General features: G+C 72.8%; 7 protein-coding genes. 4 read left to right on the top strand and 3 right to left on the bottom strand.

Annotated features, from left to right (window positions below; translation table 11 throughout):
- Positions 1-49 precede the first annotated feature (49 nt).
- The 3 genes from D6B71_RS01980 to cydD are packed head-to-tail and all read left to right on the top strand — an operon-like array spanning position 50 to position 5,952.
- A complete protein-coding gene (locus tag D6B71_RS01980; RefSeq protein ID WP_121251451.1) occupies positions 50-1,498 on the top strand; it encodes a cytochrome ubiquinol oxidase subunit I in 1,449 nt (482 codons plus the stop codon).
- Positions 1,499-1,516: 18 nt separating this feature from the next.
- Entirely contained in the window at positions 1,517-2,533 is a 1,017-nt protein-coding gene (gene cydB, locus D6B71_RS01975; protein WP_121251449.1) for a cytochrome d ubiquinol oxidase subunit II, read from the top strand.
- A gap of 29 nt (positions 2,534-2,562) precedes the next feature.
- On the top strand, positions 2,563-5,952 hold the full coding sequence (gene cydD, locus D6B71_RS01970) for a thiol reductant ABC exporter subunit CydD (RefSeq protein WP_121251447.1): 3,390 nt from the start codon (positions 2,563-2,565) through the stop codon (positions 5,950-5,952).
- Here the strand turns inward: cydD and D6B71_RS01965 are convergent.
- Positions 5,922-8,870, bottom strand: a complete 2,949-nt coding sequence (locus tag D6B71_RS01965) for a bifunctional acetate--CoA ligase family protein/GNAT family N-acetyltransferase (RefSeq protein ID WP_121251445.1) — start codon at positions 8,868-8,870, stop codon at positions 5,922-5,924. The genes cydD and D6B71_RS01965 overlap by 31 nt on opposite strands.
- Positions 8,871-8,875: 5 nt before the next feature.
- Positions 8,876-9,316 carry a pyridoxamine 5'-phosphate oxidase family protein gene (locus D6B71_RS01960; protein WP_121251444.1) on the bottom strand — a complete coding sequence of 147 codons (441 nt, stop codon included), beginning with the start codon at positions 9,314-9,316 and terminating at the stop codon, positions 8,876-8,878.
- A gap of 239 nt (positions 9,317-9,555) precedes the next feature.
- Between D6B71_RS01960 and D6B71_RS01955 the strand changes: the two genes are divergently transcribed.
- Positions 9,556-10,452: a universal stress protein gene (locus D6B71_RS01955; RefSeq protein ID WP_121251442.1), complete on the top strand. Its 897-nt coding sequence runs from the start codon at positions 9,556-9,558 to the stop codon at positions 10,450-10,452.
- A 30-nt stretch (positions 10,453-10,482) separates the two neighbouring features.
- Here D6B71_RS01955 and D6B71_RS01950 read toward each other — a convergent pair whose 3' ends face one another.
- Positions 10,483-12,975: a phosphoketolase family protein gene (locus tag D6B71_RS01950; protein ID WP_121251440.1), complete on the bottom strand. Its 2,493-nt coding sequence runs from the start codon at positions 12,973-12,975 to the stop codon at positions 10,483-10,485.
- Positions 12,976-13,058: the final 83 nt, after the last annotated feature.

Genomic DNA, 13,058 nt, shown 5'->3' with positions numbered 1-13,058 from the left:
CTCTCTTAGCGTCAAGACATCTGAGCAATCCCTGCTGTCAGGAGACTCCGTGGACCCCCTCGACATCGCCCGGTGGCAGTTCGCCATCACGACCGTGTACCACTTCATGTTCGTGCCGATCAGCATCGGGCTCTCGGCGATCGTGGCCGGCTACGAGATCGCCTGGCTCCGCACCCGCAACCCCATGTGGCTCCGGCTCACCAAGTTCTTCGGCAAGCTGTTCTTGATCAACTTCGCCATCGGTGTCGTCACCGGCATCGTGCAGGAGTTCCAGTTCGGCATGAACTGGAGCGACTACTCCCGCTTCGTCGGCGACATCTTCGGCGCACCTCTGGCCATCGAGGGCCTCCTCGCGTTCTTCCTCGAGTCGACGTTCCTCGGCCTGTGGATCTTCGGCTGGGACCGACTGCCGGGCAAGCTGCACGCGGCCTGCATGGCCATCGTGCACGTCGGCACCCTCTTCTCCGCCTACTTCATCCTGGCGGCGAACTCCTGGATGCAGAACCCGGTGGGCTACGAGTTCAACCCCGAGACCGGACGCGCGGAGATGAACGACTTCGCGGCGGTGCTGTTCAACAAGGTGCAGCTCGTGACGTTCCCGCACACCGTCCTCGCGGCGTACATGACCGGCGCCGCGTTCGTGATCGGCTTCTCCTACTGGCACCTGGTGCGGCAGAAGACCAAGCCCACCGACAAGCCCATGTACCGCACCGCGGTGCGCACGGCCGCGTGGATCGTGCTGGTGTCGGGGCTCGGCGTCGCGGTCTCCGGCGACGTGCAGGGCAAGATCATGACCGACGTGCAGCCGATGAAGATGGCCGCCGCGGAGGCGCTCTACGACACCGAGGAGTCCGCGCCGTTCTCGATCTTCACCTACGGGACCCCCGACGGGAAGACCGAGAAGTTCTCCATCGAGGTGCCGAACCTGCTGTCGTTCCTGGCCACGGGCACCACCGACGGCGAGGTGCAGGGCATCAACGACCTGCGCGAGAAGTACCAGGAGACCTACGGGCAGGACCCGGGCGAGAAGTACTACTCCCCCGGTGACTACACGCCCTACATCCCGCTGACCTACTGGACCTTCCGGCTGATGATGGGCCTCGGCTTCGTGGCCGCGTTCGCCGCCGCCTGGATCCTGTGGGCCACGCGCAAGGGGCGGACGCCGACCAGCACGGTCCTCTTCTGGCTCGCGGTCACGCTGCCGTTCATGCCGTTGTTCGCGAACTCCTTCGGGTGGATCTTCACCGAGATGGGCCGCCAGCCGTGGGCCGTGTTCGGGCTGATGACGACCGCGTCGGCAGTCTCCCCCGGGGTCAGCGCCACCGAGATGATGATCTCGCTGATCTCGCTCACGGCGGTCTACGGCGTGCTCGCGGTGGTCGAGGTGAAGCTGATCCTGCACTTCGGCCGCAAGGGCGCCGACGAGATCGCCGACGAGGACCTCCCACCGGACCGTCCGGACAACGACCCCGACCGCCCGCTGGCGTTCGCCTACTGAGCGACCGGAGACCCCATCATGGAACTCACCACCGTCTGGTTCATCCTGATCGCCGTCCTCTGGATCGGCTACTTCACCCTCGAGGGGTTCGACTTCGGGGTCGGCATGCTGCTGCCCGTGCTCGGCAAGAACGAGCGCGAGCGGCGCGTCATGATCAACACGATCGGCCCGGTCTGGGACGGCAACGAGGTGTGGGTGCTGGTCGCCGGCGGCGCCACGTTCGCGGCCTTCCCCGAGTGGTACGCCACGCTGTTCAGCGGGTTCTACCTCCCACTGCTGCTGATCCTGCTCGCGCTGATCGTCCGCGGCCTGGCCTTCGAGTACCGCGCCAAGCGGGACGACGACACCTGGCGCGCACGCTGGGACGCGGCGATCATCGTCGGCTCGTTCGTGCCCGCGCTGCTGTGGGGCGTGGCCTTCGGCAACATCCTGCGCGGCGTCGCGATCGACGCGGACATGGAGTACACCGGCGGCTTCTTCAACCTGCTGAACCCCTACGCCCTGCTCGGTGGCGCGACCACGCTGCTGCTCTTCCTGACCCACGGCGCGATGTTCATCGCCCTCAAGACCGACGGCCCGATCCGCCGGGAGGCCCGTGCCCTCGCCGGTCGCATCGGTCTGGTGGCCGCCGGCGTCACCGTGGTGTTCCTGGGCTGGACCCAGTACTCCACCGGTGACGCCTGGTCCGCGGTGGCGTTCCTGCTGGCCGCCGTGGCGCTGGTCGGCGGACTGGTGGCGGTGGCCGCCGGTCGCGAGGGCTGGGGCTTCCTCGGCACCTTCGTGGCGATCGCTCTCGGGGTCGCCGGCCTGTTCCTGGCCCTCTTCCCCGACGTGATGCCCACGACGCTCGCCGACGGCGTCAGCCTGACCACGACCAACGCGTCGGCGACCGACTACACCCTGAAGATCATGACCGTGACCGCGGTCATCTTCACCCCGATCGTCCTGCTCTACCAGGGTTGGACCTACTGGGTGTTCCGCCGCCGCATCTCGGTGCACCACATCCCCGAGCCGGTGCTCGCGGGAGATCGCTGAGCGCCCGCGGTGAGATCTCGGGAGGCCGCGTGAAGCCCACCGACCCACGGCTTCGCGAGCAGCTGGCGCCTGCCTGGCGCCAGCTGCTCGGCGTCGGTGCCGCCGGCGTCGTCGGCGCCGTGCTGGTGATCGTCCAGGCGTGGGTCGTCACCGGCCTGGTCGTGGCGGTCGTCGAGCAGCGGCCCTTCGAGGACTGGGCCGGTCTGGTGCTGATCGTCTTCGCCGCCCGCGCCGCCGTGGGCTGGGTCGGCGACGTGCTGGCCGCCCAGGCCGCCGCGCGGGTCGGCACCCGGATGCGCCGCCGGATCATCGCGGCCATCCTGCGCAACGGCGCCGGCGGCAGGTCGGCGTCCACAGGGGAGCTGTCGGTGCTCGCCACGCGCGGGGTCACCGCCGCCGAGCCCTACCTGACCCGCTATCTGCCGGCCCTGGTCCTGGCGGGGGTGCTGCCGCTCCTGACGCTGGCGGTGATCGCGAGCCAGGATCTGCTCAGCTTCGTGATCGTCGCCTCCACCCTGCCCCTGGTGCCGGTCTTCGGGGCGCTGGTCGGGCTGGCCACCCGGGACCGCGCCGAGGAGCAGTGGCGGGCGATGGCGTCGCTGTCGGGCCACTTCGTCGACGTCGTCCGCGGGCTACCGACGCTGGTCGCGCATCGGCGCGCCGGCCACCAGTCACGCACGATCCGCGACATCACCGACCGCTATCGCATCGCCACGCTCCGCACCCTGCGCATCGCGTTCGCCTCCTCCGCGGTGCTGGAGCTGGTGGCGACGCTCAGCGTGGCCCTGGTCGCCGTCGTCGTCGGCGTCCGCCTCGCCGACGGCGGCCTCGACCTGCAGACCGCCCTGCTCGTGCTCCTCCTCGCCCCAGAGGCCTACTGGCCGCTGCGCCGGGTCGGCGCGGAGTTCCACGCCGCCGCCGAGGGCATCGCGACCTTCGAGGCGGTCGACGCACTGGCCGTGGGGGGACCCGACCTCGCCGGGCCGGGAGGAGCGGCGCGGGCGGCCGGGGGCCGTCCGGACGTGGACGCCCCGCTGGTGGTCCGCGATCTCACCGTGACCTATCCGGGCCGCACCAGCCCCGCCGTCGAGAAGGTCGACGCGCTCGTGCTCCCGCGCGGCGTCACCGTGCTCACCGGGCCGTCCGGCTGCGGGAAGTCCACCCTGCTGGCCGCGTTGGCAGACCTCCTCCCCCACGACGGCACGGTCAGCGTCGACGGGGTCGAGGTCGCGGGCGACGCCTGGCGCCGCCGGATCGGCTGGTTGCCCCAGCGCCCGGTCTTCGTCGCCGGCAGCATCGCGGCGAACCTCCGGCTGGCCGCGCCCGACGCCTCGGAGCAGCGACTGTGGTCGGCACTCCGGGCCGTGGCGCTGGAGGAGCGGGTGCGCGGCCTCGACGGTGGTCTCGAGGCGCCCCTGGGCGAGGACGGCGCCTCGCTGTCCGCCGGCGAACGGGCTCGGCTCGCCCTGGCCCGGGTGGTGCTGGCCGACCGGCCCTGGGTCTTCCTGGACGAGCCCACCGCGCACCTCGACGAGCTGACCGAGCGCGTGATCGCCGACACGATCGTCGAGCTCGGGCGCACCCGCGGGGTGCTGGTCGTCGCCCACCGTCCCACGATCGTCGACCTGGCCGACCACGTCGTCGAGCTGCCCGGCAGGGGCACTCCCGCGGTGCCTGCCCCAGCGGTCCACCCGACGGCGTCCACGGTGACGCGGCGCGCCGTGGCCGCCGAGTCGGTCGACACGCCCGGGCCCGCGCGGTCGACCACCTCCTCGCGCTCCCTGTGGGGCAGCACCGCGGTGGGCGCCCTGGCCTCCGCGTCCGGCGTCGCGCTCACCGCCACCGCCGGCTGGCTCATCGTGCAGGCCTCCACCCACCCGCCCGTGCTCACGCTGATGGTCGCGATCGTCGGGGTCCGCACCTTCGGCCTGGCCCGGCCCGTGCTGCGCTACGCCGAACGGCTGCGCTCCCACGACGTGGCCCTGCGGATGCTCGCCGACCGGCGCGTCGAGGTGTACGACGCGGTGGTGCCGCTCACGCCCGGCCGACTGGGCCGGCGCCGGGGCGACGTGCTGGCCTCGATCGTCGACGACGTCGACAGCGTCGTCGACCGTGAGCTCCGGGTGCGGATGCCGGTCCGCCAGCTCGCGATCGTCGCCCTGCTCGCCTCGCTGGTCGCCGCGATGCTGCTGCCGGCGGCGGCACCCGTGATCGGCGGCGGCGCGGCCCTCGGCGGTCTGGCCGCCTTCGTGCTGGCCAGGATCGGTGCCGGACGGGCCGAGCGTGCCGCGGTCGAGACCCGTGGGCGGCTGTCGGCGGTGGTGCTCGAGACCGCCCAGACCGCGCAGGAGCTGCTCATGTGGCAGGCCGACGCCTCCACGACGGACCGCGTGGCGACGATCAGCGACCGGATGGGGGCGGCCGCCGTCCGCGCGGCCGCCTGGCTGGCGACGGCGCGAGCCCTGGTGCTGCTCGTCGCCGGCGCCGGGGTGGCCCTCGTCGCGCACGTGGCCGATCCGCGTGTGGGCGACGGCACCCTCAGCGGGCCGTTGATGGCGCTGCTCGTGCTGATGCCGCTGGCGCTCGGCGACGTGATCACCCCGGCCGCCGACGCCGGCGCGCTCTCCGCCCGCACCTCGGCGGCCGCCGACCGCCTGCACGCGCTCGAAGCGACCGCCCCCGCGGTGCGCGACACGGTCACCACGACACCGCCGCACGGCAGTCTGGTGGAGGTCGACGACGTCACCGGGGGCTGGGGCCTGGACGAGCCGGCGCTACGCGGCCTCTCCATGCAGGTCCGGCCCGGTGAGCGGGTGGGCGTGATCGGCCCGTCCGGGTGTGGCAAGAGCACGCTCGCCGCGATGCTGCTGCGCTTCCTCGACCCCGCCGGCGGCGAGGTGCGTCTCGGTGGCGCCCCCCTGGACGCGCTGTCCTTCGACGACGTGCGCGGCCGCGTCGGGCTGGTCGACGACGACCCGCACGTCTTCGCCAGCACCCTCGTCGAGAACGTCCGCTTCGCCCGGCCGGGCGCGAGCGACGCCGAGGTCGAGACAGCGCTGCGGCAGGCCCGGCTCGGCGGCTGGCTCGACACCCTCCCCGCCGGCCTGCACACCTGGCTCGGTGACGGTCACGCCCATGTCTCCGGGGGCGAACGCGCCCGGATAGCGGTGGCCCGGTCGCTGCTGGCCGACCAGCCGGTCCTGGTGCTCGACGAGCCGACCGCGCACCTCGACCACGCCACCGCCACCGAGCTGGCCGCCGAGCTGCTGGCACGCGACGCCGGCTCCGGCCCGGCGCGCAGCATCGTCTGGATCACCCACAGCCCCGTCGGGCTGGACCTCGTCGACCGGGTCATCGACCTGGCGCCTCCAGCCGCGAGCGGCGTGGGTCACCGCACCGGCAGGCTCCGCCGCAGCTGACGCGGCACCCCGAGATCGAGCTGGTCCAGGGGCCCGAGCCGCACGTTGACGTCGACCAGGCAGGCGCATCCGTCGCCGACGATCACCGGGTTGACGTCGAGCTCGGCGATCTGCGGCACCTCCTCGGCCAGCTGCCCCACCTGCACGACCAGTCGCTCGAGTGCCTCCAGCTCCAGGTCCCGCTGCGGGCTGGCGTCGAGGGCCGGCCACGCGCGCAACGCCCGCAACGCACGCGAGGCATCGCCGCGGGTCACCGGTGGCACCAGCCGCACCCGGTCGTCCCACAGCTCGCTGGACAGGCCGCCGCCCGAGACCGTCACCAGCGGTCCGAAGACGGGGTCCCTGCGCACCGACAGCGCCACCTCGGTGCCCGCGACCACCGGCTGCACCCGGACCGCGATGTCCTCGTGGCCGAGCTCGCGCTCGAAGGCCCGGACCGCGGTGACCACCTCGGCGGCGGAGCGCAGCCCCACCCGGACCAGACCCCGCTCGGTCTTGTGGACGATGTCCCGACCGGCCACCTTCACCGCCACGGGGAACCCGATCTCCGTCGACGACTGGGCAGCGGTCACCGGGTCCTGCACGACGGGGCCGATCGGCGCCAGTCCGTAGTCGCCCAGCAGCCGCTCGGTCGCCTCCGGCCCGAGCCAGGAGCCCGAGTCCGGGAAGCCCAGCAGGTCGTCGGCGAGCGCGCGCGCCCGCGATCCGCGCTCGGCGTCGACGCCGGCCAGGGGCTCGCGGGCGACGCTCAGCCACTCGGCGTACCTCCAGGCACGGCCCAGCGCCCGGGCCGCGGCGCGTGCCGAGCCGAACCTCGTGACGCCGTCGAGCGGCGTCGGCACCGCCTGCAGGCCACCGATCGGCACGATCAGCACCGGAAGCTCCGGGTGGCGGCGCCGGATGCGTGGCGCCTCCTCGACGGCCGCCGCGACGTCGATGACCTGGGTCGAGACCAGCACCACGATCATGGCGTCGATCTCCCCGGAGGCGACCAGCTCCTCGGCGATCGCCGCGATCTGGCCGGCACCGGCACTGATCCCGGCGTCGACGGGGTTGCGGCTGGTGCCGAAGCCGACGGCGTCGCGCGTGATCCGCTGCCACAGCTCCTCGGAGAGCTCCGGGACCACCAGGCCCCACTCCTCGGCCGCGTCGGCGGCGAGATTGCCCAGGCCCTGGGCGTTGGACAGGATGCCGACGCGGGGGCCCCGAGGCAGCGGCTGCTGGGTCAGCAGCAGCGCGGCCTCGACCATCTCCTCGGCGCTCTGACAGGAGATCACCCCGCTCTGGGCGAACAGCGCGTCGACGCCGACGTGCTGCTTCGCCTCGACACCACCGCGCCGCACGGAGCGGCTGCCGAGCACCGCGAGGAGGGGCTTGCGCTCGGAGAACCTGCGCGCGAACCGCACGAACTTCGGCGCGTTTCCGAAGGACTCCAGGTAGAGCGCGGCGGCGGCCACGTGCTCGTCGTCGCGCCAGGCGGCCAGCAGGTCGTTGCTCGAGACGTCGACCTTGTCGCCCAGGGAGACCAGCGCGCCGACGCCGAGGCCGAGCTCACGGGCGAGGTCGTCGATGACGATCCCGACGCCTCCGGACTGGGTGGCCACCGCGAGCCCGCCCACCGGAGGCTCCTCGCCGCTGAAGGTGGCGTTGAGGCGCAGGTCGACGTGGTTGGCGATGACACCCAGGGAGTTCGGGCCGACGATCCGCATGCTGCTGGCTCGGGCCAGGTCGAGCATCCGGGCCTGCAGGCGCGCCCCCTCCTCCCCCATCTCGGCGAAGCCGGACGTCACCACCACGGCCGCTCCCACGCCCGCCGCGGCCGCGTCCTCGAGGGCGGCGATGACGTTCGCGGCCGGCACGGCCACCACCACGAGGTCGACGTGCTCGGGGATCTTCGTCACGGAGCGGTACGCCGGGACGCCGGCGATCCGACGCCCCCTCGCGGCCCGCGGGTGCACGACATAGACGGGTCCGCCGAAGCCCGATCCCGCGATCGTGCGCAGGGCTGCCGCACCGACCCCGCTGCCGTCGGCGCGGACTCCCGCCACGGCGACCGACCGGGGGTAGAGCAGCGGCCGGAGCGACCGGGTCTCGGCTCGCGCCTCGCGCTCGTCCGCCGCCGCGACCGCCCGGGCCGAGGCCACGGTGTCCATCTCGACGTGGACCTCACCGGCCTCGGGATGACGTGTGGTGGTGAAGCCGGCGGCGAGGAACACCCCGAGCATCGCGTGGTTCTCGGCCAGCACCTCGGCCTCGAAGCGACGGATCCCGTGAGCACGGCCGAGCGCGGCGAGGTGTTCGAGCAGCAGGCTGCCCAGGCCACGACCGTGGTTGGAGTCGTCGACGAGGAACGCGATCTCGGCGACCTCGGGGCCGATCGGCTCGGCGGTGCCCAGGGCGACGATCTCGCGGCCGGAGTCGCCGGCTGCCCGGGCCTCGGCGACCAGCACTAGCGGCCCCTCGTCGCGCAGCAGGTGGTCGACGTAGTCGCGCGAGGCCTTGCGGCTGGCCGAGAAGAAGCGAAGCCGCAGGTTCTCGTCGGAGACCCGGTCGTGCAGTCGGTCGAGCGCCTCCTCGTCGTCGGGGCGCAGTGCGCGGATGCGGCCGACCGAGCCGTCGCTGAGGAGCACGTCGGCGGTGGTCGACGGGTCGCCGAGCCCCTCGGCGTCGTGGGGGGCGTCCTGGGTCCTCGCCTGCTCGGCCGAGATGTCCGCGGCGATGTCGGCGGCCGACCCGGGAGCCGTCCCGGCGGGGTGATCCGGCTGTTCGGTGGGCTGGTCGGTGGCCTGGTCGACTGCCTGCTCGGTCGGCTCTTCAGCGGGCGCTGTCGCGTCGACCTGGCGGCCGGCGGCCTTGCGCTGGCCGGTCCTGGATCGCTTGGCCGTGGCCTTCCTGCGGGGTGCCTCGGGCGGGGTCATCGCGCTCAGCCGATCCGTCGGGCCGGCATCGAGGAGGCGGGGTCCCAGCCGTGGCCGATGCGGCGGCCGCTGATCCTGGTCCAGGGCAGCCGCAGCAGTCGGTCGCGGGTGCCCGACACCCACGGGCGGGGCGACCACCCGTGCCTTAGCTGCTCCAACTCACCGGGGTCGGTCACCCACTCGCCGGTGCCGTGCACGACCACGCTCCAACCACGCTGGTTCTCGTGGTCGATCTGGTCGACCTCGAACGCCAGGGGTGCGTGGTGGGCCCGGCTGCCGAGCACGCTGTCGGGGGCGGTGCGCATGAAGACCGCCTCGCCGAGCACCACGTAGTTCATCGGGAAGATCTCGGGACCGGCGGCGGTCGAGAGCGCGACCCGGCCCACGACCCCCGCGCGCAGCAGCGTCTCGCACTCGGCAGGGCTGAGCTCGCACGATTCCTGCACCGACGATCCTCCTCCTTGCCGGGCTCGCCCCGGGACGGGCCGTTGGCCCCGAGCCTAGGCGTCCGAGCCCGTCCGCGTCCCGGGTTCCCCGGCCCTGTCCGGCCTCGCACTTGAGCGCGCTCCGGTGGTCGAGCGTGCCGAGAACCCCGCCCGGGCTCTCACCCCGGCTGGACCAAGGGCCCGGCACCTGAGGACCCGAGCCGGTGGGCCGGCCCGCCGGGGCGCGCGACGATGAGCACATGGAGACCTCGCAGATCCCTGCCGGCGCTGTCGTCGTCGGCGTCGACGGCTCGTCCGGCTCGCGGCACGCTCTGGAGTGGGCCGCGGCGCAGGCCCAGCTAGAGAACCGCCCGCTGGTGCTGGTGCACGCCCTGGGGGTGCTCCCGCTGGTCGGCAGTGCCTGGATGGACCGGGCGGGCATCGACCACGGGCGGCTGATCGAGGAGGAGCGAGCCGCGGGGCACTCCGTGCTCGCCGAGGCCGCCGCCCAGGTCCTCGCCGGCCGGCCGGACCTCGCCGTCCACCAGGTGCTGCGGCAGGTCGACGCCCGTGAGGCGCTGTTGGGCGTGGCCGACGACGCAGCGTTGCTCGCCGTCGGCTCCCGTGGCCGCGGGCCGGTGGCCAGCCTGCTGCTCGGCTCGGTCAGCGTCGCGGTGTCCAAGCACGCACCCTGCCCCGTCGTCGTGGTGCGCCCGACCGACGGGGCGGAGCGCCGCGGCGTGGTGGTCGGCACCGACGGCACGGAGCGGTCCGCTCCGGCGGTGGAGTTCGCGTTCCGCGTGGCCGACGCCAGGGGCGTGCCGCTCACGGTGCTGCACTGCTTCTGGGACGCCGTCGCGGTGGTCGAGGGCACTCTCGACGTCGCCGACGACGAGACGGACTGCGACGACATGCGCGCGATGCTCGCCCAGGCCGTCGCCGGCCATCGGGAGCGCCACCCCGACGTAGAGCTGCGGCTCCAGCTGACCCGCGGCTTCGCCGACCAGCGTCTCCTCGAGGCCTCGCACGACGCCGAGCTGGTGGTGGTCGGCTCGCATCCGCGCAAGGTGCTCCAGCAGATCGTCTACGGCTCGCTCACTCCCGCCGTGGTCGAACACGCCCGCTGCCCCGTGGCCGTGGTGCCCTTCCACCCCTGAGCCTCGCCGACCCCTCTCCCGGAGGCCGGATCAGCCGGCCTCGCCCGCGTCCGGCCGGGCGGTGGTCGACGGCGACCAGCCGTGGCCGGGGTGCGCCGACGGCGACCAGGCCCACTCGCGCACCTCGGGCAGGTCCTCACCGGTCTGCCGGGTCCACTGGCGGGCCCGGCGACGGGTGTCGACCATCAGTTGCCGCACGCCCGCTGCCCGGGAGCCCAGGCCCGGCACCCGGTCGATGACGTCCATGACCAGGTGGTAGCGGTCCAGGTCGTTCATCATCACCATGTCGAACGGCGTCGTGGTGGTGCCCTCCTCCTTGTAGCCGCGCACGTGGAGGTTGGCGTGGTTGGTGCGCCGGTAGGTCAGCCGGTGGATCAGCCACGGATAGCCGTGGTAGGCGAAGATGACCGGCTTGTCCGCGGTGAAGATCGTGTCGAAGTCTCGGTTCTTCAGCCCGTGCGGGTGCTCGACCTCGTCCTGCAGCCGCATCAGGTCGACGACGTTGACGAAACGGACCTTCAGCTCCGGCAGGTGCTCGCGCAGCAGTGACACCGCGGCCAGCGCCTCCAGGGTCGGCACGTCGCCCGCGCTGGCGAGGACCACGTCGGGCTCGCCGTCGTCGTTGGAGGCCCAGTCCCAGATGCCGAGGCCGCGGGCGCAGTGCAGGTCGGCCTCCTCCGCGGTGAGCCAGTCGAACTGAGGCTGCTTGCCGGCCACGACGACGTTGACGTAGTGCTGGCTGGCCAGGCAGTGCCGCATGGTGGAGAGCAGGGTGTTGGCGTCCGGCGGCAGGTAGACGCGGACCACCTCGGCCTTCTTGTTGACCACGTGGTCGATGAAGCCGGGGTCCTGGTGGGAGAACCCGTTGTGGTCCTGGCGCCACACGTGGGAGGTCAGCAGGTAGTTCAGCGAGGCGATCGGCGGCCGCCAGTCGATCTCGCGGGTGGTCTTGAGCCACTTCGCGTGCTGGTTGAGCATCGAGTCGACCAGGTGGATGAACGCCTCGTAGCAGCTGAACAGGCCGTGCCGGCCGGTCAGCAGGTAGCCCTCGAGCCAGCCCTGGCAGGTGTGCTCGGAGAGCATCTCGACGACCCGCCCGCTCCGGCCGAGGTGCTCGTCGACTGGCAGCAGGTCGCCGGCGAAGACCTTGTCGGTCACCTCGTAGACGGCGTCGAGGCGGTTGGAGGCGTTCTCGTCGGGCCCGAAGATGCGGAAGTTGTCGGGGTTCTGCCGGACCACGTCGACGAGGTACTGGCCCAGGACCCGGGTGGCCTCGTGGATGGACCCGCCCGGCTCGGCGACGTCCACCGCGTGGGTGCGGAAGTCGGGGAGCCGCAGCGGACGCCGCAGCAGGCCGCCGTTGGCGTGCGGGTTGGCGCTCATCCGGCGGGCGCCGCTCGGCGCCAGGGCGCACAGCTCGGGCAGCAGGCGACCGTCGGCGTCGAAGAGCTCCTCGGGGCGATAGGAGCGCAGCCACTGCTCGAGCTGGGCCCGATGGCCGTCGTCGTGGCGAGTGCCCGACAACGGGACCTGGTGGGAGCGCCAGGTGCCCTCGACCAGCTTGCCGTCGACCTCCCGCGGTCCGGTCCAGCCCTTCGGCGTGACCATCAGGATCATCGGCCAGGGACGACGCTCGGTGTCGCCGTCCTCGCGAGCGGCGCGCTGGATCTCCCGGATCCGATCGTGCGCGGCGTCCATGGCCGCGGCCATCTGCTGGTGCACCGACTCGGGGTCGTCGCCCTCCACGGTGAGGACCTCGTGGCCGTAGCCGCGCAGCAGGCTCTCGAGCTCCTCGCGCGGGATCCGCGCCGGGATCGTCGGGTTGGCGATCTTGTAGCCGTTGAGGTGCAGGATCGGCAGCACCGCGCCGTCGTTGACCGGGTCGACGAACTTGTTGGCGTGCCAGGAGGTGGCCAGCGGACCGGTCTCGAACTCGCCGTCACCGACCACTGCCGCCACCAGCAGGTCGGGGTTGTCCATCGCGGCGCCGTACGCGTGGGAGAGCACGTAGCCGAGCTCGCCGCCCTCGTGGATGGAGCCGGGCGTCTCGGGCGCGACGTGGCTCGGGACCCCGCCGGGGAAGGAGAACTGGCGGAACAGCGCGCCCAACCCCTCCTCGTCGGGGCCGACGTGGGGGTAGACCTCGCTGTAGGTGCCCTCGAGCCAGGCGTTGGCGACCGCGGCCGGGCCGCCGTGTCCGGGGCCGGCGAGGAAGATCGCGTCGACGTCGCGCTGCCTGATCAGCCGATTGAGGTGGGTGTAGACGAGGTTCAGGCCCGGGGTGGTGCCCCAGTGGCCGAGCAGCCGGGGCTTGATGTCCGCGGGCTCCAGCCCGCGGCGCAGCAGCGGGTTGTCGAGCAGATAGATCTGGCCGACCGAGACGTAGTTGGACGCGCGCCACCAGGCGTCGAGGAGCCTGAGCTCGTTCTCGTCGAGCGGCGTGGGGTGTGGGTCGTCGGGCGGGGTGGTGCTGGTGGTCGAGCTGATGGGGCCGGTGCTGGTGCTGGTGTCGGTGCTGGACATGCTGCTCCTTCGGGGCGCGGGTCTCCTCGGACGGGCTGCCGACTCCTACGGTGCCCGCTGTGAGGGGAGACACACCAGGGCCA

This window comes from Nocardioides ferulae, assembly GCF_003660455.1.
Taxonomy (GTDB): Bacteria; Actinomycetota; Actinomycetes; order Propionibacteriales; family Nocardioidaceae; genus Nocardioides; species Nocardioides ferulae.
This window is presented reverse-complemented; position numbering and strand designations above follow the sequence as displayed.

What these genes read in the sequence shown, in the direction of transcription:
- cydB (WP_121251449.1), top strand. Translation starts at nt 1,517, where the DNA reads ATGGAACTCACCACCGTCTGGTTCATCCTGATCGCCGTCCTCTGGATC.
- D6B71_RS01965 (WP_121251445.1), bottom strand. Translation starts at nt 8,870, where the DNA reads ATGACCCCGCCCGAGGCACCCCGCAGGAAGGCCACGGCCAAGCGATCC.
- D6B71_RS01955 (WP_121251442.1), top strand. Translation starts at nt 9,556, where the DNA reads ATGGAGACCTCGCAGATCCCTGCCGGCGCTGTCGTCGTCGGCGTCGAC.
- D6B71_RS01950 (WP_121251440.1), bottom strand. Translation starts at nt 12,975, where the DNA reads ATGTCCAGCACCGACACCAGCACCAGCACCGGCCCCATCAGCTCGACC.